Here is a 20,130-nt window from a genome sequence, read left to right as displayed (position 1 = left end):
GGTGCTACTCGTAATACGGGCGCGTGGCCTGGTCGATGCGCGCGAGGAGATCGTCCAACTTGGCATTGCCCGCGACGGCGGCCGGGCCAACGCCTCTCTGGCCCTCGATGGTGGCTCGAGCGGCAATGAGCTTCAGATCCGCATCCTCGGTCTGCAGCTTCTTCAGCACGATCACGGCCAGGCGGCGCAGCGCCATGTCGTGTGCGCCGATCAGGACATCGCTGGCGTCCTGCGCGATCTTCGGCGAGAGGCGATCGTCGGCCGGCGGTGGTGGCGACTTCTCGTAGTCGTAGAGCACCTTGAAGGTGAACAGCAGCATCTGGTCGATTCGGTCCGCCGTCGCTCCGGAGGTCGCACCCGGTCGGAGCGGCGCGAGCAGGTATTCCCACGCCTGGAGCTTCTGATCCTGCCGGCGCGTGCGGGCGGCCGCATCGTGGGGCAGCTCCCCGGCTAACCACTTGGCCACGGCGAGGAACGTGCTGGTCTCCGAATCGCCGAAGGAACCTCCTTTGAGGTACGCGACCAACGCCGCCTGGTAGCTCGGGCCCGCGTCCTTTGCGAGCGGATCGTCGGTGGCGTCGAAGCGGGCGCACTCTGGATCCGCGCTCACGTGCTCGTCGGTGCAGAACGGTTGCGAGGGCAGCCGTGCATTCGGGTGCAGGCCGTACAGGTACGCGAGTGCGTCGCGATCGTAGGCGCCGGGGACGGTCCGTTGGACGCTGTCCTTCGCCGTCAGATAATCCATCACCGACGAGGAAGGCGGCACCAGCGAGCCCTTGAAGTTGTGCCGCAGGCCGAGCGTGTGGCCGATCTCGTGCAGAATGGTGTGCGTGATCTCCGCCTCCACCGCGGCCTTATCGGACGGGTTCGCCGGGGCCCGCACCGGCATGGAGCAAAGTCCGCGAGCCTCGAAGGCGCCCCACTGCGTGAGTTGGGGGCTCGAGGCGGCGCTCGAAGCTTTCGCGGGTGCGAGAAACACGGCACTGAAGTAGACGCTCGCCCCGCGAATCTCGCCGGTGTTCGGGTTCGTGCGCCAATTGGCAAAGGCGTAGCCTGCCCGCGGATCGGCATCGAAGTAGATGACGTTCTTGTCGTCGTCATCGAGGAAATCACCCTCCGTCGCGACCTCGGCGGCGAGCGCCTCGAAGCCGAAAGCCTCGTTCCAGTTCGTGATCCCCCGCCGGACGGCGCCCAGGATGTCGTACTCCGGATACGCCTGTTGCACCTTCGTGAAGTCGCTCGAAAGGATCCAGCGAATGGGCCTCATTCCAGGGTGAATGGCCCAACGGGCCACGCGCCTCTGCGTGGTGTCGGTATTGCGTTCGAGGTGCGTGTCCCCCGTGAAATAATGGGGCACGTCCGGGGGCGACATGGCGGCGAACGACGGTGATTCTTCGTAGCGCCGGAACGAGAGACCCAAAGTTCCCGATGCGCGCAAGGCGTCGCGTTCGAGCTCCGCATCGAGCGGGTTCGGGGTTCTTCCGGTGTCGGTTCGCAGATCCTCCCGCGGAATGGGCGACGAGCTCGAACCGGTGAAAATCTCCTCGAAGGTCGCGCCGTCCGGGAGCTGTCGAAAATGCTGTGAAAACGCCAAGTCGACTTTGAACGGTGTGGTCGTTTGCTTGTTGCTCACGAGGTTCCCGGCCTCGGTCACGCCAAAGCGATGCAGGCCCGCGGCAGGATCGACCACGACGTAGCCATCGGCCGAAGCCACGTCCGCCGATACGACGGGATACGCCTCGATCATCAGCGCAGGATCGAAAGCATCGGAGCTCGCATAATTGTTCGATGCATCGAAGACGTACACCTTCCCGTTTCGTTCGCGGAAGGTCACCACGCGCGTACCGAGGCTGCGGGCCGCACCGTTGACGGCGGCGCCGGGAAAGTACTGCTTGAGGAAGGCGCTCAGAAACCAGGTTTCATGCAGCGCCTTTTTGCTGATGGCGAGGTAAAACGTGGTCGGGCTGTCGGCCCCCGGCACGCTGCGAAGGGAAAGTGCCGACGAGGACACACCCGGCTTCTTGACCTCGCGCACCCGCGTAATGGCAACGAAGGGTGGCGCTTCGGAGGGCGTGTTCCCCGACCCCGAATCCGAACAGGCGGCCACGGTGGCGCCCAAAGACAAGACGATAAAGCTCAGTGTCTTGCAATTACGGCTCATGAACTGCTCTCCTCGGATAAAGAGACGCAGCCCCGAACCGCGTGGTGCAAGAAAACGAAAGAATTCGAAACTAGCGGCCGCCCTCCACCTGACCGAGCGGGAGTGCACGCGCCTCTTTGACGGTGCGCAAAACGAAGCTCGAGTTGGCATCGGCGACGCCGGCGTCGTTGAGCAGCTTGTCGAGCAAGAAGCGCGAGAAGTGCTCCAAGTCCGTTACGCAGACGTGGAGCAGGTAGTCCATGTCGCCGGTGAGCGCGTAGCAGGCGACGACCTCGTCCCACGTGTTTACGCGCGCCACGAAGCGCTCGATGATGGCCGTGCCGTGCTTTTCGAGTTGCACGCGCACGATGGCTTGGAGGCCGAGGCCGATGGCGCGCGGATCGAGCTGGGCCCGGTAGCCGGTGATCACGCCCTCGCTTTCGAGCCGTTGAAGGCGCCGCAGGCAAGGGGAGGCCGAGATGCTCACGCGCTCCGCGAGCTCGGCATTGGTGATGCGCCCTTCGCGCTGAAGCACTTCGAGAATGCGAACATCCGTGCTGTCGAGTCGGCTTGTGGTCATTTTATGCCTCGCGAATTATTAAACGAGCAATAATATTGCTCATGATTCGAATTGGCTGGCAATAAAGCAAGGAAATTGCGGGGGAGAAGCCCTAAGTTCTCCTCATCGTGAACACCGCCACGCCGTCTACTCCCCGCCGCGTCGAATACCGCCAAACGGACAACGGGTTCGTCCCGAACTATGCGACCGAGGTCGTCGAACAGCCGTGGTCGTCGTATACGCGGACCGACAACGAGGTATGGGCCGCCCTCTTTCGCCGCCAGCACGAGCTGCTTCCCGGTCGCGCCTGCCGCGAGTTCGTGGAGAACATGCACCGGTTCGGCATGGGGGCGGATCGCATTCCGCGCTTCGACGAACTGAACAAGGTGCTCCGCCGCGCCACCGGTTGGGAGCTCATCGCCGTGGAAGGGCTCCTGCCCGAGGTCACGTTCTTCGAGCACCTCTCGATGCGCCGCTTCCCCGTCACCTGGTGGATCCGCAAGCCGGAGCAGCTCGATTACATCGCCGAGCCGGATCTGTTCCACGACCTGTTCGGGCACGTCCCGCTGCTCTTGAATCCCGTGTTCGCCGACTACGTCGCCGCGTACGGCGCCGGCGGCGTGAAGGCCTCGCGCATCGGGCCGGAGGCGCTGCAGAACCTCGCACGCCTCTACTGGTTCACCGTGGAATTCGGGCTTTTGCGCACCGATGAAGGACTGCGCATCTACGGCGCGGGCATCATGAGCTCGAAGGCCGAATCGATTTACAGCTTGGAATCGGCTTCGCCGAACCGCATCGCCTTCGATCTGGAGCGCGTGATGCGGACCAAGTACCGCATCGACAGCTTCCAGAAGACGTACTTCGTCATCGACAGCTTCGAATCGCTCTTCGAGGCCACGCTGCCGGATCTGTCGCCGACCTACGCGCGGCTGCGCGGCGTTCCCGCGTTCGGCGCGGGCGATGTCCTCCCGAGCGATCGCGTCATCCACCGCGGCACCCGCGAGGGCTGGCCCAGCGACGCGGATTTCTAGAGGCGCGCCTCGAGAAAGCGCGTCACCGCGGAGCATAGCTCGCCGTAAGCCGGTGACTCGAGCGGCGCGTGGGCGCCGTTCGAGAGGACCACCAGCAGGGAGCCAATCGTCCTCTACTCGGGTTCCAACGTGCCCCGAGCTCTTCGCCTACGTGAGCAAAGGCTCCTAGTTGACGGCGAGGCCAGGACGCCCCTAGGTTACGATCCGTGTTGGTGCCTTTGGCCTCGTTGGCCACGGGCTGAAAAGGGAACCCGGCGAACATCCGGGGCTGCCCCGCAGCGGTAATCGAGAAGCGACCTCCACGCAGCGCACTGGGCTCTGGCTAGTAGGAGCCTGGGAAGCGGTGGACAGTAGGAACGCCGGCAAACGCCGGAGATGCTCGTAAGCCCGAAGACCTGCCAGCACCCGGCGCCCGGGAGAAATCCGCCGCCGGTCCCCCCTAAAGCCTCGCGGGAGGCGGAAAAGGTCGGTCACCGTGCTCGCAACGTGTCTCGGTCATCCTCGTATTGGTGTCGCTCGAGAGCTCAAGAAAGCGCTCGAGGGCCATTGGTCCAAAAAGCTCTCCTCCGCGGAGTTGGAAGCCGTCGCCTCCCAGCTTCGCCGCCGGCACTGGCTGGCGATGAAGGAGGCGGGGTTGGACCATATTCCAAGCAACGACTTCTCCCTGTACGACCACATGCTCGATGCGGCCGTGTCGTTTGGCATCGTGCCGGCGCGCTACCGTGGCATCCGCGATCCGCTCGCGCGCTACTTCGCCATGGCGCGGGGGCTTCAGGATCGCGAGGCGGGCCTCGATGTGCCGGCGCTGGAAATGACCAAGTGGTTCGATACGAACTACCACTACATCGTGCCCGAACTCGAGCCCGGGCAGGTGTTCACCTTGGATGCCTCGAAGATCCTCGCCGAGGTGGACGAGGCGCGTTTGCTCGGCGTCGAGCCGCGGCCCGTTCTCGTGGGGCCGGTGACGTTCTTGATGCTCGCAAAGATGGAAAGCGGCATCGCGCTGGAGCAGCTCGACGCGTTGCTTCCGCTGTACGACGAGCTGTTTGCGAAGCTCGTTGCCAAGGGCATTTCCTGGGTGCAGCTCGATGAGCCATGCCTGGTGCTCGACCTCGACGATGCCCAAAAAAGCGCCTACGCGCGTGCTTTCGAGCGGCTCGGCGCATGCACATCGAGGCCGCGCGTTCTCGTCGCGACGTATTTCGGCGCGCTCGGGGACAACCTCGGGTTGGCGGCGCGCTCGGGGCTGGATGCCTTGCACGTCGACTTGGTTCGCGCGCCGGAGCAGCTCGATGACGTGCTCGCGCGCATTCCATCGGCCATGGCGCTGTCCGTGGGCGTCGTCGATGGGCGAAACGTGTGGCGCACGGATCTCGATGCGGCGGAGCGGCTCGTGGAGCGGGCCGTTCGCGCGCTCGGTGAGGCGCGCGTTCTCGTCGCGCCTTCGTGCTCGCTGCTGCACGTGCCCGTCGATCTCGATGTGGAGCGAAAGCTCGATGGCGAGGTGCGAACCTGGCTGGCCTTCGCCAAGCAGAAGCTCGCGGAGATCCGCGCGCTCGCAGGCACGGCGGACACGTCGCTGCGGCTCGAGACGCGCAAGGCCCTCGAGGGGCGCCGCTCCTCCCCGCGAACGCGCCGCACACACGTGCGCTCGCGGGCGCTGGCCGTCTCGCCGGCGATGTTCCAGCGCGCGTCGCATTTTCCCGAGCGTGCGCGAAAGCAGCAGCAGCGCTTTCAGCTGCCGCTCTTTCCCACGACGACCATCGGCTCCTTTCCGCAGACCGGTGACGTGCGTGCGGCCCGTGCGGCGTGGCGGGCAGGCCGTGTGACCGCGGACGAGTACCAAGCGTTCCTCGAGGCCGAGACGCGCCGCTGCATCGAGCGGCAGGAGGCCGTGGGGCTGGACGTCCTGGTGCACGGTGAATTCGAGCGCAACGACATGGTCGAGTATTTCGGCGAGCAGCTCGAAGGCTTTGCCTTCACCGAGAACGGCTGGGTGCAAAGCTATGGTTCACGCTGCGTGAAGCCGCCGGTGCTCTTCGGGGACGTGTCGCGGCCGCGGCCGATGACCGTCGCGTGGTCACGGTATGCGCAGTCGCTGACCACGCGCCCGATGAAGGGCATGCTCACGGGCCCCGTGACCATCTTGCAGTGGTCCTTCGTTCGCGATGATCAGCCGCGCAGCGAGACCTGCCTTCAGCTCGCACTCGCCCTGCGCGACGAGGTGGCCGATCTCGAGGCGGCGGGCATCGGCATGATTCAAGTCGACGAGCCGGCCATCCGCGAAGGCCTGCCACTGCGCCGCCGCGATTGGCCAGCTTATTTGGGTTGGGCGGTGGAGGCCTTCAAGCTGGCCACCAGCGGCGTCGCCGACGAGACCCAGGTTCATACGCACATGTGTTACTCGGAGTTCGGCGACATGCTCGAGGCCATCGCCAACATGGACGCCGACGTGCTCTCCATCGAGAGCTCGCGCTCGAACATGGAGTTGCTCCACGACTTTGCGCGATTCCGGTACCCCAATGCGATTGGGCCCGGCGTTTACGATATTCACTCGCCGCGCGTTCCCACCGCCGACGAAATGGCCGATCGCCTCGAGGGGGCCGCCGGTGTGCTGCGCGCCGGGCAACTCTGGACGAACCCGGACTGCGGGCTGAAGACGCGCGGCTGGTCCGAGGTGGAGTCGGCCCTTCGCCACATGGTCGAGGCGGCACACCGCGCGCGGATCAGCCTAGCGCCATCATCGTAGGGGTGAAAACGCGCGCACGGTCGCCGGGAAGGGGCTCGCCGTGGATCATCACGGCGTTCTGGAAGCCTTTCTGGAGGCCGTGCGCCTCGGCCCACGCGTGCAGGCGCGGAAAGCGATGGTCCGCATCGATCCGCACGCGGCATGGCGTCACCCGCGCGAGATCCGAGAGAAGGCCGAGGGCAGCATCCATGTCCTCGGCGACCACGGGCGAGAGACACGCGAACTCGGTGGTTTGCCACGAGGCACCGAAGCCCGTGATGCCGCCCGCCGAGTCGATGACGCGAAAGGCTTCGGCGCGCGCGAGCAGCCGGGTGAGGAGCTCCGCGCGCGGGGCGCCGAACGCCGCCCGATCGAGCTCGAGGATCGCGGGAAGGTCGGCTTGGGTGGCCTGCCGCGAAACGAGATCGCCCTGCGGCAGAAGGTGAGCCTCACTGAGGTACGTCGTGATTTGGCTGATGATGCGAAAGCCCAATTTCTCATAGAGCGGTTGCCCGAAGGCCGTGGCCGTCAACCAGGTGGTGGCCGTGCCGGATTGCTCCATGGCATGGCGCATCAATCTCCCACCCAGGCCGCGTCGCTCGTGCCGTTTGGCCACGACCATCATGCCGATGGCGGAAAGTTCACGGCCGTACGGCGTGCACACCACCATTCCCGCGAGCCCCCCGTCGGGGTCGTCGATTCCGTAGACCGAGCCAATCTCGAACAAGAGGTGCCACTTCTTTTCTTCGACGGGCCAATCGCGATCGGTCGCGAGCAGAAAGCATCCCTGCAGGTCGTCGAGGGTCAATCGTCGAATGGGCGCCGTGCTTATCGCGGGTGCGTCGGAACTCATGATCGCCTATTTATAGGGTCGAATCGGCAAAAGGTGGCACGCACGATGCCTGGGTGGTTCGCATGGCATCGCGTCAAAAAAAGCCGCCCCGCCCGCCCGCGCGGGATCCGTCGCCGAAGAAGCCGCCCGTGAAGGACCCTCCGAAGAAGGGACCGCTCCCTCCGCCTCCGCCATTGGGCGACCCGCCCTTTGGGCCCGACGGGGATCCGATGCGTCAAATCAAGGACCCCCGAATCGAGTGGCGCAAGAGCTAGCGTGGCAATCTGACGCGGTGTCTCGAAATGGAGAAGGATATGCGTGCGAACGAGCCCATGGTGCCCGCGCTCGCGGGCGAACTGCACGGTCACGCCAAGCGCCTCCGAAAGCGGCTGCGGCGCGCAAAAAAAGGAGATCCCGAGGGCGTCCATGATGCACGCACCACGGTGCGGCGTCTCCGGCTCGAGCTCGACGTACTCGCCCGCCACGCGTCCAACCCGCGGACGATGCGCCGCCTCGAGGACCGATTGCACACGTTGGACAAAGCCCTCGGCGACATCCGCGACGAAGACGTGCTGCGCGAGGATGCCGGCGCGAAGCACGGCCTCCGTCCCTTGGTGAAACGGCTCGAGCGCTCCCGAAAGAAGAAGGAGCGCCAGGCGCGGCGTACCCTGTCGAAGGGTCGCGCGCTGGTGCGCAAAGTGCGCCGGTGCGAGCCGGATGCCGACGTTCGGCTCGCACCGCGCGCGGGCAAAGTTCACCCGGTGCTCGTTCGGCACCTGGGGCCCGAAGAGATCGCGCGTGGGTTCGACGCGGTGCTCGCGTACGAGACGGCACCGATCGATCACGAGAGCCTGCATCGTTTTCGCGGCGCCTGCCGGCGATTGCGGTACCTGCTCGAGCTCTTCGAAGAGGCGCCCGCGCATACCGCGACCGTCATTTCCGATTTGCGAGGGGCCCAATCGCAGCTCGGCGATCTCCACGACCACCACGTCGCGGTGTCCCGCATTTCCAAATGGCTCGAGGACGGCCGCCTGCCGCGCACCCGTGCGCTCGAGGATTACCTCGTCGAACGCGCACGGGCCGACAAGCGCCTTTTGCGCGAGGCGCACGAGCAGCGGCGCAAGATCCTCGGTGCGGACTTTCGGGCACGCGTGGCGGCGGTGCTCATGGGCACGCCGCCTGCGCGTCAGGCCGCGTGACGCCTCACGGAACGCCACAAGGCCGCGACGCCGAGGGCGCAGAGCCCTACGGCGAGGAGCCAGAGCCGTTGTCCGAGAAGGCTCGTGGCTCCTTCCACCGCGGTGCGCGCCGATGCGGCCGCGGTCGTGTGCCGCGGCATCGTGGCGCGCAGCACCTCCTTAGCGCTAGCTCGAGCCGGATCCGCGGCATGGTGGCGTGTCGTCACAGCGTGCTCCTACGCCCGACGAGCAGCGAAATGACCGCCAGGATCAAAAAGCCGACGAAGAGAAGTTTTGCAACACCCGCCGCGCTCGCCGCGATTCCGAAGAAACCGAAGATGCCGGCCACGATGGCAATGATGAAAAAGACAGCCGCCCAATACAGCATGAGAAACGTACCTTTCTCCCCCAGGCCAACGGCTCACTGTGTCTTCTGGAAAACCTGCAGAGAGCGTGCCGTCTAAATGGTGGCCGTCTCCAACCACTTGGGATTCTTTACGGTTCCATCGAACTGCTCGCTCGTTTTGAATTTCTCGTATTTGCCCTCTGCCGCAGCCGCGCGGGTCTTTTCCAAGAGCGCTGCGACCTCGGCCTTGTCCATCGGCTTGAACGAGATGGCGGCTGAAATCGCCTGCTCGAGCACGCCCATGCTGTCGCAACCGGTGATGACCACCGATGTCGGCAGGTTCATGGCGTAGTGCAGGCATTCGACCGGCGTGACGGTTTTGCTCTCGAGCAGAATGCCCGAGCCCATCGACTTCATGCCCAACACGCCAATGCGCTTTTCCACGAGCACGGGAAGTACGTTGTGCTCGAAGCTCCGAAAGTGCGCGTCCATCACATTGAGCGGCATCTGCACGGTGTCGAAGGCGAAGCCGTGGGTGTCCGCGGCGCGCAACATCGCGAGATGGATGTTCGGGTGCTTGTGACCCGTGAAGCCGATGAAGCGAATCTTTCCCGCTTTTTTGGCCTCCACGAGCGCCTCCACGCACCCACCGGCGGCAAAGCATCGATCGGGATCGCTGTCGCGAATCACCTCGTGGATTTGCACCAGATCGATCCTGTCCGTGCCGAGCCGGCGCAGCGACTGTTCGAGTTGTTCCTGGGCGGATTGTTTCGTGCGGCCGTCCAATTTGGTCATGAGGAAGGCTTTGTCGCGGTAGCCATCGCGGAGGGCTTTGCCCATGCGCTCTTCGCTTTTGCCGTCGTTGTAGTCCCAGCAATTGTCGAGAAAGTTGATGCCCCGGTCGAGCGCGGTGCGCACGATGCGGATGCCCTCCTGCTCGCTGGGTTCACCGATGTGGAATCCACCGATGCCCACGATGGATACCGATACGCCCGTCTTTCCGAGCGGCCGCATGGGCATGGCCGAACTCGTCGCCGACGCCGGCGGAAGTGCGACGCTGCCCTCCGCCGGACGCGAGTCTTTCTTGCAGGATGCCGCCAGCAGCGAAGCGCCCGAACCGAGAAGAAGGGCACGGCGATGGAGATTCGTCTTCATGATCGCCACACCACGCATGGCGCGTGCCGCTTTGCCTCATGCACATGACGGCCTGGCGATTGCTTGGATATCGCGATGTGAACCTGTCGAAGCTACCCACCCACGATTCCGAAAAGCAACTCAACATCGTCATCGAGACGCCGCGCGGATCGCGCATCAAGATCGCGTACGACAGCGAACTTGGCGTATTTCGATATCGACGCCCGCTCGTACTCGGCGTTTCGTATCCGTACGATTGGGGCTTCGTTCCGAGCACGTTGGCACCCGATGGCGATCCGCTCGATGCCATGATTTACCACGGCGGCACGGGCTTTCCGGGGCTCGTCGTTCCATGCCGGGCCATCGGTGTCGTCGAGTTGTCGCAGGCGGCCGAGGGAAAGGCGGAACGGCAGCGGAACGATCGCCTGATCGTCGTTCCGACCCACGAGGAGCGCTGGAAGGATGCGACGCAGTTCACGCGGCGAATCCAGGAGGAGCTGGAGCAGTTCTTTTTGCTCGCCACGCTCATGACCGACAAAGAGGCACGCGTGGAAGGCTGGAAAGGCCCCGATGCGGCAGCACGGCTCATCGAGACGACGGCCGCCACGTTCCGAAAGGAGAAAGGACATGGCACGAACCGTTAGCGATTTCCTGGTGCAGCGCCTCGAGGCCTGGGGCGTCGACTGCGTATTCGGATATCCGGGCGACGGCATCAATGGGGTGTTGGGCGCGCTTCAGCGTCTCGAGAACGAGAAGGTGCGCTTCGTTCAAGCGCGGCACGAGGAGATGGCCGCGCTCATGGCCTGCGGCTACGCGAAATTCAGCGGCCGCGTGGGTGTGTGCCTCGCCACCTCGGGGCCCGGGGCCATCCATCTCTTGAACGGGTTGTACGACGCCAAGATGGATCATGCGCCGGTGGTGGCCATCGTCGGGCAGTCCGCGCGCACCGCCATTGGCGGCGATTACCAGCAAGAGGTCGATCTGCCCAGTCTCTTCAAGGACGTGGCGCACGAATACGTGCACACCATCATGAGCCCCGAGGCTGCACGCCACGTGATCGATCGGGCCATTCGCATTGCGCACGCCGAGCGCACGGTCACCTGCGTCATCGTGCCGAAGGACATTCAGGAAGCGGCCGCGGTGCCCGTCCCGCCACACGAGCACGACACGGTGCACACCAGCGTGGGTTATGCGCCGGCGCACGTGATGCCCAGCGAAACTGAGTTGAAGCGCGCGGCCGACGTGTTGAACGCCGGTGAGCGCGTGGCCATGCTGGTGGGCGCGGGTGCTGCGCAGGCCGCCGAGGAAGTGATGGCGGTCGCCGAACGGCTTCGCGCCGGTGTGGCGAAAGCGCTGCTCGGCCGGGCAGTCCTGGCCGACGATCTGCCCTACGTGACCGGCGCCATCGGTCTATTGGGAACGCGCGCGAGCTACGAGATGATGCGCGACTGCGACACGTTGCTCGTCGTCGGTTCCAGCTTTCCGTACAGCGAATTCCTTCCGAAGGAGGGACGAGCGCGCGGTGTTCAAGTCGACATCGACGGTCGCTTCGTGGGGCTCCGCTACCCGATGGAGGTGCACCTCGTGGGCGACTCGCGCGAAACGTTGCGAGCGCTGTTGCCGCTGCTGCGTCCTCCGCAACAAAGCGCGCACGAGGCCGCACGCCATGAATGGCGCGCCCGCATCGAGGGCTCGGTCGCGGAATGGTGGGGGCTCATGAACGAGCGCGCGCTCGCGCCGGCGAACCCGATCAACCCGCAGCGCGTGTTCTCCGAGTTGTCCCCGCGGCTTCCCAATGGCTGCATCCTCACCGCCGACAGCGGTTCCGCCGCCAACTGGTTTGCCCGCAATTTGAAGTTGCGCCCGTCGATGATGGCCAGCATCTCGGGCTCGCTCGCTACCATGGGTTGCGCCGTACCCTATGCGATTGCGGCCAAGTTCGCCCACCCGGATCGCCCCGTGATCGCCCTCGTGGGCGACGGCGCCATGCAGATGAACGGGAATGCGGAGCTTCTCACGGCGTTTCGACATCGCAAGGAGTGGAGCGATCCGCGTTTCATCGTGGCCGTTCTCAACAATGGAGACCTCAACGAGGTCACCTGGGAAATGCGCGCCATGGCGGGCGATCCGCGCTTCGCAGCCTCGCAAGATCTTCCACCGTTCCCCTACGCCGCTTACGCCTCGCTGATCGGCATGCGTGGCATCCGTGTCGATCGACCCGAGGATGTGGGCGACGCGTGGGAGTCCGCGCTCGCGGCCAACGGCCCCGTGCTTCTGGAGATGATGACCGATCCCGACGTGCCACCACTTCCTCCGCACATCACGTTGAAGCAGGCGAAAGCATTCGGCACGAGTCTGCTCGAAGGTGACAGTGAGAAGTCCGGCGTATTGCGACGCACATGGAGACAACTGTTCGCAGGCTGATAGAGTCGGCGCCCATGAAACTCTTGCCCGGATCGTCGTATCCGCTGGGCGCGACATGGGATGGTTCCGGTGTCAATTTCGCGCTTTATTCCGAGGGTGCGGAGGCGGTTGAGCTGTGCCTTTTCGACGCTGCAGGAACCGAGACGCGGTTTCCCTTGGCGCATCGCACGGCCTTTACGTGGCACGCCTACGCTCCAGGTTTGGGGCCAGGTCAACGCTACGGCTACCGCGTGCACGGCCCGTATCGGCCCGAGCAGGGACTTCGCTTCAACCCGAACGTGGTTCTGCTGGATCCTTACGCCAAGGCCGTCGACGGCGTGGAACGCTGGGAGGCGGGCTGCTTCGCATACCGCGTCGGCGAGGCGTCGGGCGATCTCGCGCCCATCGAGAGCGAAGCCCTCGGTGTGCCGCGCGGCATCGTCATCGACGGTGAGTTCGATTGGGAAGGGGACACACCGCTCCGTATCCCGCTGCATCGCTCGGTGATCTACGAGGCGCACGTGCGCGGCCTCACCAAGCTGCACCCCGAGGTGCCCGAGGCGCTTCGCGGCACCTATGCGGGCATCGCGCACCCTGCCATCGTGCGGCATCTGCGCGAACTCGGCGTGACGGCCATCGAGCTGATGCCGATTCACGCCTTCATCGACGACAAGATGCTCCTCGACAAGGGGCTGCGCAATTATTGGGGATACAACACCGTCGGCTTCTTCGCGCCCGACGTGCGCTACCGGCTCGGAACGGAGCTGGGGAGCGAGGTGCGCGAGTTCAAATCGATGGTCAAGGCGCTGCACCGCGCAGGCATCGAGGTGATTCTCGATGTGGTGTACAACCACACCGCGGAGGGCAATCACCTCGGCCCCACGTTCAACTTCAAGGGAATCGACAATACGACGTATTATCGACTGGTGCCGGAAGACCTGCGGCACTATTTCGATTACACGGGCACCGGCAACACGCTGAACGTGCGGCACCCGCAGGTGCTCGCGCTCATCATGGATTCGCTGCGCTATTGGGCGTCGGAGATGCACGTCGATGGGTTCCGCTTCGACCTGGCCTCGGCGCTGGCCCGCCAGCTTCACGACGTGGACCAGCTCTCCAGCTTTTTCACGCTGATCCATCAATCGCCGGAGTTGAGCGAGGTCAAACTCATTGCCGAGCCTTGGGACGTGGGCGAGGGCGGCTATCAAGTCGGTAATTTCCCCATTCGATGGGCCGAGTGGAATGGGCGCTACCGCGATACGGTGCGCGCCTTCTGGTTGCGCCGGAGCGGCAAGGTGCTCGGCGAAATGGGCTATCGCCTCACCGGCAGCAGCGATTTGTACGAGGATGGGCGGCGCCCTTCGGCGAGCATCAACCTGATCACCGCGCACGACGGCTTTACCTTGCACGATCTGGTGAGCTACGAGCGCAAGCACAACGAGGCCAACGGGGAAAACAACCAGGACGGCTCGAACCACGAATCATCGTGGAATTGCGGGGTGGAGGGGCCAACGGACGATCCCAAAGTTCGCACGCTCCGGCAGCGGCTCCTGCGCGGTTTGCTGGCGACCTTGGTGCTCTCGCAGGGCACACCCATGCTCGTGGCCGGCGACGAATTCGGCCGCACGCAGCGGGGAAACAACAATGCGTATTGCCAGGACAATGAAATAAGCTGGCTCGATTGGAATTGGTCCGACGAAGGAAAAGCGCTTTTCGAATTTACGAAAAAGCTTTTGCGCATCCGGCGCGAGCACCCGGCGCTGCAGCGGTCCAAATTCTTCCAGGGCCGCGACATCCACGGCACGCAGTTGCCCGATCTGGCCTGGTTCCGCGAGGACGGGCAACCCATGTCCGACAAGGATTGGAACGCTGAACGGGTACGTCTGGTCATGTTCCTTGCGGGGCGCAACATCGACGAGGTCGACGAAACGGGGCGCCGGCTGGTCGACGACAATTTGCTATGGCTCCTCAATGCATCGCCGGCGGAGGCGACATTTGCACTGCCGCGGCTGGAGCAGGTGCGCGAGCCATGGCAGCTCTTGGTGGATACCACCGACGACCGGGCCAAAGAGGAGCGCGCGCCGGATGGATCGACCCGCCTGGCCGCGCACTCGCTGAAGCTCTTTCGAGCGCCGTCGCGCGTGGTGCGCAATGGGGGCGCACTGCACACGTTGGGGACGACGTACCGCGTGCAGCTCACGCCCGATTTCGGCTTTCGAAAGGCCGCGAGCGTTCTGGACTACCTCGTCGAACTGGGCGTCACGGACGTGTACGCGTCGCCCATTTTCGCGGCCGCGCGCGGGAGCATTCACGGTTACGACGTGGTCGATCACGAGCGCTTGAATGCGGAGCTGGGCACCGAGGACGATTTCCGTGCGTGGTCCGACGAGATCAAAAAGCGCAACATGGGCTTGTTGCTCGATTGGGTGCCGAATCATATGGGCATCCCCGCCGGGCAAAATCGCACATGGGACGACGTATTGGAGAATGGGCGCAGTTCGCTGTGCGCGGAGTACTTCGATATCGACTGGTGCCCGCCCAAGGCGGCACTGGAAAATCGGGTGCTTTTGCCGGTGTTGGGTGATCAATACGGCGTCGTTCTGGAACGCGGGGAGCTTACGCTGGTCTGGGAGGGGCGATTCTTCCGGGTCGCGTACTTCGATAAACGACTTCCGCTGGCGCCCGAGACCTTGATGCCCCTGATGGAGTCGGCACTGGCCAAGGTGACTTTGCCGGAAGATGCGGAGGCGCGGCTCGAGTTCGAGAGCATCCTCTCGGCCATGCGCCATCTGCCGGATCGACGCGAAACCGCGCTGGAGCTGCGCAAGGAGCGGGCGCGGGAGAAAGAGATCATCAAGCGGCGGCTGGAGGAGCTGCTCGGGCGGGCGCCCGAGATCAAAACGGCCATCGACAGCGCCCTGCAGGAGATCAACGGCTCGCCCGACGATCCGCGGAGTTTCGACGTGCTGGATGGCATTCTGCAGCAGCAGAGTTACCGGCTGGCATCGTGGCACGTGGCCGCCGAGGAGATCAATTACCGGCGATTCTTCGACGTGAACGATCTGGCCGCCATCCGGATGGAGCTTCCGCAGGTGTTCGAGCGCGCGCATGCGCAATTGTTTCAGCTGCTCGACGAGGGCCGCGTGCAAGCCCTGCGGCTCGATCATACGGACGGGCTCTACGATCCGTTCGGCTACTTCGAAGGGCTCCAGCAGCGCTTTCACCGGGTGCCCGGCGTCGATTTGTCGGAGGCAGGACCGGACGATCTGGCGCGGCCGCTGCCGCTTCTCATCGAGAAGATCCTCGAGCCGAGCGAGAGGCTGCCTCCGTCGTGGCCCGTCGATGGCACGACGGGGTACGATTTTCTCTTCGCGGTGCGCACGCTCTGGGTGGACCCGCGCTCGGAGCCGGCGCTCACCCGGATTTATCAGCAATTTACCTTGGACGGGCGGTCCTTCAAGGAGCACGTTTACGAGAGCAAGCGCCACATCATGCGTTTCAGCTTGGCGAGCGAGATTCAGATCATCGCGCGCGATCTGGAGCGCATCGCGGGCAAAAACCGGCGTTGGCGGGACTTTACCTTGGTGAGCCTCTCGCGCGCGGTGACCGAGATCATTGCGGCCTTCACCGTGTACCGCACGTACCTGCGCGAGAACGAGCCCCCGGCGGACGACGATCGGCGCCGCATCATGCAGGCCGTGGCGACGGCGCGGCGGAACAATCCGTCCATCAGCGAGACGGTGTTCGCGTTTCTCGAGGATGTGCTGCTGCTGCGCGCGGAGGCCACGCCGGAGGAGCGGCAGGAGCACGTGCGCTTTGCGCTGCGTTTTCAACAGCTCACCGCGCCCATGATGGCCAAGGCCGTCGAGGATACCGCCTTTTATCGATACAGCCGGCTCTTGTGCCTGGACGAAGTGGGCGGGTTGCCATCGAAGTATGGGACCACGATCGAGGAGTTCCACCTGCAGAACGTCGACCGCGCACGGGCATGGCCGGTGTCGATGGTGACGACGTCCACGCACGACACGAAGCGGGGCGAGGATACGTCCGCGCGCATGGCGGTGCTCACCGAAATGCCCGAACTTTGGCAGCGCACCGTGCGGCGATTCAGTGAGCTGGCGAGCAAGATGAAGACGGTGGTGGACGGGGCGCCCGCGCCCAGCCGCAATCAGGAATACCTGTTTTACCAGACGCTGATTGGCGCATGGCCGGTGGGGTGGGACGGCCGGGAAGGGCGCGAGGCGTTCGCACGGCGGCTGGAGGCGTTCGTGCTGAAAGCCGCCAAGGAGGCAAAGCAGGAAACGTCGTGGACCACCCCCAATGCCGCGCAGGACGAGGCTGTGCAACGCTTCATCCGGCGGCTCGCGGCCAATGATGCCTTTTTCGAGGACGCGCGGCGCTTTTGCGAGCGCATTGCGACCTATGGCGCGGTCAACGGGCTTGCCCAGTGCCTGTTGCGATTCTGCGTGCCGGGCGTGGCCGATACGTACCAGGGATCGGAGATGTGGAATCAGAGCCTGGTGGATCCCGACAACCGGCAGCCCGTGGATTACGAGTTGCGGCGGCGGGTTTTGCGAGGCATTCGCGAGCGCCTGTCCGATCGGGATGCCTTGAGCCGGGACTTGCTCGCAAATTTCGTCGATGGTGCGGTGAAGCTGTACGTGACGCACGTGGCACTGGAGACACGCCGGCAAAAGCGCGAGCTGTTCCTGCGTGGCGATTACGAGGGTCTCCCGTGCGGAGAGCACGTGCTGGCGTTCGTGCGCTGCTTCGAGCGCGAGCGGCTCATTTGCTGCGTGCCGCGTTTTTCGTACCTGCTGACCCGCGGGGAGACGCCTTGGCCCATTGGGAGCGTCTGGGGTCAGGAGCGACTGCGCGTACCGCAGCCGGGGACCTATCGCAATGTGCTGACCGGCACATCGTTGCGCCTCGGCGAGGAGGTGAAGGTGGCCGACGTTCTTGCGACGTTCCCGGTGGCGTTGCTCTTGCGTGAACCGGAGGCGTCATGACGGTGCAACTCGGGGCGGCAATCGAAGGAGCCGGAACGCGTTTTCGCGCCTTCGTGACGACCAGCCCGACGTGTGCGGTTCGTTTGTACGATGGGGCAGGGAATCTCATCGCCGAGCATGCCATGACAGCGCTGGGCGATGGGCATTTCGAGATCGTGTTGGAAGGTGCAGGGCACGGCACGCTGTACCGCTATCGTGTGGGCGATCGGGACCTGCCCGATCCGTATGCGCGGTACCTTCCGCAGGGCGTGCACGGGCCCGCGATGGTGGTGGACTCGACGCACGCGTGGCGCCATGGAGTGGGGGGCGCTCGGCCGCTCGAGGAGCAGGTGATCTACGAACTGCACGTGGGGACCTTCACGCCCGAGGGCACGTACGAGGCTGCGCGGCAACGTCTCCGTGATCTAGTGGACCTCGGGGTGACGACCGTGGAGCTGATGCCGCTGGCCGCCTTTCCCGGGCAGCGGGGATGGGGATACGACGGCGTGGCCCTGTATGCGCCGTTCGCGCCGTACGGGACGCCTTACGAGCTGCGCCGGTTCATCGACGAAGCGCATGGCCACGGATTGAACGTGCTGCTGGACGTCGTGTACAACCATTTCGGGCCGTCCGGAAATTACCTATCGGCCTACAGCGAGCAGTACTTCAACGCGGACATCCGCACCGCGTGGGGCGATGCGCCGGATTTCTCGCATGCGGCCATGCGCCGTTACGTGTTGGACAATGCGCGCTACTGGCTCACCGAGTTTCACTTCGATGGGCTGCGGCTGGATGCCGTGCATGCCATCGTGGACGATGGGCCATATCCCATTTTGCGGGAGCTCTCGGACATGGTGGCGGCGCTCGAGCCGCGTAAGGTGCTCATTGCCGAGGATGAGCGCAACGATCCGGCGATCGTGACGACCCTGGGCATGAACGGGGTCTGGGCCGACGATTTTCATCATCAGGTGCGCACGACCCTCACCGGCGAGCGCGATGGATATTATGGCGCCTACACGCCCGGCATTTCCGGAATTGCCGAAACCATCGACCGCGGGTGGCTCTACCAAGGTGAATTCTACGCGCCGAAGGGCAAACCTCGAGGCAAACCTGCCGGCGCGTTGCCTGCCCAGGCGCTGGTGTACTGCATTCAGAACCACGACCAAATCGGCAATCGTGCTCTCGGCGATCGCCTGACCGAGTCCATTTCGCTCGACGCCTACTGCGCAGCCTCCACGCTGTTGCTGCTTTTGCCCATGACACCGCTCCTTTTCATGGGCCAGGAATGGGCCGCCTCGACGCCCTTCCTGTTCTTCACCGACCACGAGGAGCCGCTCGGTCGCGCGGTGTCCGAGGGCCGGCGCAACGAGTTCAAGTCGTTTTCCAGCTTCGCCAATTTTCCCGATCCGCAGGATCCGACGACGTTCGAGCGCTCCCGTCTTCGCTGGCCGGAGCGCCACGAAGCCCCGCATGCGCGCGTTCTGGATCTGTACAGGAAGCTTCTACGACTTCGCCGAGAGGATCCCGTATTTCGCCACGGCTCGCGCGAGCGGCTCCGCGCCAGCACCGAGGCCGGGTTCCTGATCGTGCACCAATGGCGCGACGCCGAGCAGCGTCATTTGCTGGTGAACTTTGATGGCATTGCCAAACCGCTGCCCGATGCATTCCGTGGACGTACCGCCTCGTTCACCAGCGGGGAGCCGTTGGAACGCGAGAGAATTCCCGCTTCGACGGCCGTTGTCGTCGTGTGACGAGTAGGATTCTACAGGGAGATCTCCCTGTTCAATATCCCTTGGCGTTAGCCGCCGAGATACGGTGCGACTGGGGTGCACTCGGTGGTGCTCGCGTGGTCGGGATCGAGCGCGTTGAGCACTTCGCGAAGTGCGATATGGTCGAAGGCCAATGCGATGTGCTCTGCAAGATCGAGGGAGCACTTGTCCTGCACGTAGACGTTGGTCACGTTTTCACCCGCGAGAAACTGGGATGCCACCGGGGTGACCACCTGATCGTAGCGACTGGCAATGACCGTGTAGCGAACCCCGGAAACGGTGTCGGGCACGCTGTTGAGCTTTTTGATGAAGGGCGAGTCGAATTTCTGATCCACCGCGCCCGGAGCAAACGCGCCCACGATGTCGTAAACGAAGGCGCCCAGCCCTGGAAAGGCTTGCGTCAATGCATTGGCGAGGCGGAGTAGGCCGTCCACGTCCGTCCCATGGTTGTCCGGCGCGAGCCCCACCATATGATGAACCTTGGGCGCCCCACCGAGGAACTTGATGTAGTAGTTGGGCATCATCCCGCCCTGCGAGTGGCCCACGATGTCCACCTTGGGCGCATGCGTTGCCGCAAGCACCTGATCGACGAATGCCGATAGCTCGCCCGCCGATTGCGCAACGGGACCGAGCGCGTGCACCACCCCCCCGCTGAGGTTCGTAATCACGTTGGCGCCGAAATTGAGCGCGTAGACGCAATAGCCATTGTTCTTCAGCAGCGGCGAAAGCGCATTCCAATTGAGGCGCATGTTGGCGCCCGTGCCATGCACCAGTACCACGGGGTAGGGGTGTGCGGCACTCGGAGTACAATTCCAGTCATTGGCACCCGGCGGCGGCGAATCCGGCGCCACGATGCCGGGGGCCGCCGCAAGCGCATTGTAAACCACGGGCAAATTTGCGCTCTCACTTGCTTGCGCTGCCACCACGTCGCCGCCGACGAGCGACATGCCCAATGCGATCATGCCCGCGCATACGTACTTTCGCATGACACCCTCCTCGTGGTACCGGCCTTAAGTACCGCC

At 64.4% G+C, this 20,130-nt stretch carries 15 protein-coding genes and 1 riboswitch; of the genes, 8 read left to right on the top strand and 7 right to left on the bottom strand.

Annotation, left to right across the window (positions count from 1 at the left end; translation table 11 throughout):
- Positions 1-4: 4 nt before the first annotated feature.
- On the bottom strand, positions 5-2,161 hold the full coding sequence (locus LZC95_21490) for a zinc-dependent metalloprotease (GenBank protein WXA99381.1): 2,157 nt from the start codon (positions 2,159-2,161) through the stop codon (positions 5-7).
- 70 nt (positions 2,162-2,231) lie between these two features.
- Positions 2,232-2,720 carry an Lrp/AsnC family transcriptional regulator gene (locus tag LZC95_21485; protein ID WXA99380.1) on the bottom strand — a complete coding sequence of 163 codons (489 nt, stop codon included), beginning with the start codon at positions 2,718-2,720 and terminating at the stop codon, positions 2,232-2,234.
- Between the two features lie 107 nt (positions 2,721-2,827).
- Here LZC95_21485 and phhA point away from each other — a divergent pair, with 107 nt between their 5' ends.
- Together phhA and metE are read left to right on the top strand one after the other, a co-directional pair.
- Positions 2,828-3,730 (top strand): phenylalanine 4-monooxygenase, encoded by a 903-nt coding sequence (gene phhA / locus LZC95_21480; GenBank protein WXA99379.1) that lies wholly within the window; start codon positions 2,828-2,830, stop codon positions 3,728-3,730.
- A 193-nt stretch (positions 3,731-3,923) separates the two neighbouring features.
- A riboswitch (cobalamin riboswitch) is annotated at positions 3,924-4,148 on the top strand.
- Positions 4,149-4,205: 57 nt separating this feature from the next.
- Positions 4,206-6,479: a 5-methyltetrahydropteroyltriglutamate--homocysteine S-methyltransferase gene (metE, locus tag LZC95_21475; GenBank protein ID WXA99378.1), complete on the top strand. Its 2,274-nt coding sequence runs from the start codon at positions 4,206-4,208 to the stop codon at positions 6,477-6,479.
- Here the strand turns inward: metE and LZC95_21470 are convergent.
- Entirely contained in the window at positions 6,457-7,311 is an 855-nt protein-coding gene (locus tag LZC95_21470) for a GNAT family N-acetyltransferase (protein WXA99377.1), read from the bottom strand. The genes metE and LZC95_21470 overlap by 23 nt on opposite strands.
- A gap of 62 nt (positions 7,312-7,373) precedes the next feature.
- On the opposite strand from LZC95_21470, the gene LZC95_21465 reads away from it, so the two are divergent.
- Positions 7,374-7,565, top strand: coding sequence for a hypothetical protein (locus LZC95_21465; protein WXA99376.1), 192 nt, complete (start codon positions 7,374-7,376; stop codon positions 7,563-7,565).
- A gap of 39 nt (positions 7,566-7,604) precedes the next feature.
- On the top strand, positions 7,605-8,489 hold the full coding sequence (locus LZC95_21460; GenBank protein WXA99375.1) for a CHAD domain-containing protein: 885 nt from the start codon (positions 7,605-7,607) through the stop codon (positions 8,487-8,489).
- Here the strand turns inward: LZC95_21460 and LZC95_21455 are convergent.
- The 3 genes from LZC95_21455 to LZC95_21445 all read right to left on the bottom strand — a co-directional run bounded on the left by LZC95_21455 (position 8,477) and on the right by LZC95_21445 (position 9,834).
- On the bottom strand, positions 8,477-8,695 hold the full coding sequence (locus LZC95_21455; protein WXA99374.1) for a hypothetical protein: 219 nt from the start codon (positions 8,693-8,695) through the stop codon (positions 8,477-8,479). The genes LZC95_21460 and LZC95_21455 overlap by 13 nt on opposite strands.
- The gene (locus LZC95_21450; GenBank protein WXA99373.1) at positions 8,692-8,856 is read right to left on the bottom strand and encodes a DUF1328 domain-containing protein; all 165 of its coding nucleotides are present in this window, start codon (positions 8,854-8,856) and stop codon (positions 8,692-8,694) included. Before LZC95_21450 ends, LZC95_21455 begins: the two co-directional genes overlap by 4 nt.
- A 72-nt stretch (positions 8,857-8,928) precedes the next feature.
- Positions 8,929-9,834: an aldo/keto reductase gene (locus LZC95_21445; protein WXB00361.1), complete on the bottom strand. Its 906-nt coding sequence runs from the start codon at positions 9,832-9,834 to the stop codon at positions 8,929-8,931.
- A gap of 179 nt (positions 9,835-10,013) precedes the next feature.
- On the opposite strand from LZC95_21445, the gene LZC95_21440 reads away from it, so the two are divergent.
- From LZC95_21440 to treZ, 4 genes are read left to right on the top strand one after another with little or no spacing between them, the layout of a single operon-like run.
- The gene (locus tag LZC95_21440; GenBank protein WXA99372.1) at positions 10,014-10,592 is read left to right on the top strand and encodes an inorganic diphosphatase; all 579 of its coding nucleotides are present in this window, start codon (positions 10,014-10,016) and stop codon (positions 10,590-10,592) included.
- On the top strand, positions 10,576-12,372 hold the full coding sequence (locus LZC95_21435; protein ID WXA99371.1) for a thiamine pyrophosphate-requiring protein: 1,797 nt from the start codon (positions 10,576-10,578) through the stop codon (positions 12,370-12,372). Before LZC95_21440 ends, LZC95_21435 begins: the two co-directional genes overlap by 17 nt.
- Before the next feature lie 14 nt (positions 12,373-12,386).
- Positions 12,387-17,360, top strand: a complete 4,974-nt coding sequence (gene glgX, locus LZC95_21430; protein WXA99370.1) for a glycogen debranching protein GlgX — start codon at positions 12,387-12,389, stop codon at positions 17,358-17,360.
- Positions 17,357-19,090 carry a malto-oligosyltrehalose trehalohydrolase gene (treZ, locus tag LZC95_21425; GenBank protein ID WXA99369.1) on the top strand — a complete coding sequence of 578 codons (1,734 nt, stop codon included), beginning with the start codon at positions 17,357-17,359 and terminating at the stop codon, positions 19,088-19,090. Before glgX ends, treZ begins: the two co-directional genes overlap by 4 nt.
- Before the next feature lie 47 nt (positions 19,091-19,137).
- Here the strand turns inward: treZ and LZC95_21420 are convergent, their stop codons facing one another.
- Positions 19,138-20,094 carry an alpha/beta fold hydrolase gene (locus LZC95_21420; protein ID WXA99368.1) on the bottom strand — a complete coding sequence of 319 codons (957 nt, stop codon included), beginning with the start codon at positions 20,092-20,094 and terminating at the stop codon, positions 19,138-19,140.
- Positions 20,095-20,130 lie beyond the last annotated feature (36 nt).

Source organism: Sorangiineae bacterium MSr12523 (assembly GCA_037157775.1).
In the GTDB taxonomy this organism is placed as follows: Bacteria; Myxococcota_A; Polyangia; order Polyangiales; family Polyangiaceae; genus Pendulispora; species Pendulispora brunnea.
Note: the sequence above shows the minus strand (reverse complement) of the source record. Positions and strands in the feature narration are given on the sequence as shown.

What these genes read in the sequence shown, in the direction of transcription:
- LZC95_21490 (WXA99381.1), bottom strand. Translation starts at nt 2,161, where the DNA reads ATGAGCCGTAATTGCAAGACACTGAGCTTTATCGTCTTGTCTTTGGGC.
- LZC95_21485 (WXA99380.1), bottom strand. Translation starts at nt 2,720, where the DNA reads ATGACCACAAGCCGACTCGACAGCACGGATGTTCGCATTCTCGAAGTG.
- LZC95_21470 (WXA99377.1), bottom strand. Translation starts at nt 7,311, where the DNA reads ATGAGTTCCGACGCACCCGCGATAAGCACGGCGCCCATTCGACGATTG.
- LZC95_21465 (WXA99376.1), top strand. Translation starts at nt 7,374, where the DNA reads ATGGCATCGCGTCAAAAAAAGCCGCCCCGCCCGCCCGCGCGGGATCCG.
- LZC95_21460 (WXA99375.1), top strand. Translation starts at nt 7,605, where the DNA reads ATGCGTGCGAACGAGCCCATGGTGCCCGCGCTCGCGGGCGAACTGCAC.
- LZC95_21450 (WXA99373.1), bottom strand. Translation starts at nt 8,856, where the DNA reads ATGCTGTATTGGGCGGCTGTCTTTTTCATCATTGCCATCGTGGCCGGC.
- LZC95_21445 (WXB00361.1), bottom strand. Translation starts at nt 9,834, where the DNA reads ATGCCCATGCGGCCGCTCGGAAAGACGGGCGTATCGGTATCCATCGTG.
- LZC95_21440 (WXA99372.1), top strand. Translation starts at nt 10,014, where the DNA reads ATGACGGCCTGGCGATTGCTTGGATATCGCGATGTGAACCTGTCGAAG.
- LZC95_21435 (WXA99371.1), top strand. Translation starts at nt 10,576, where the DNA reads ATGGCACGAACCGTTAGCGATTTCCTGGTGCAGCGCCTCGAGGCCTGG.
- glgX (WXA99370.1), top strand. Translation starts at nt 12,387, where the DNA reads ATGAAACTCTTGCCCGGATCGTCGTATCCGCTGGGCGCGACATGGGAT.
- treZ (WXA99369.1), top strand. Translation starts at nt 17,357, where the DNA reads ATGACGGTGCAACTCGGGGCGGCAATCGAAGGAGCCGGAACGCGTTTT.
- LZC95_21420 (WXA99368.1), bottom strand. Translation starts at nt 20,094, where the DNA reads ATGCGAAAGTACGTATGCGCGGGCATGATCGCATTGGGCATGTCGCTC.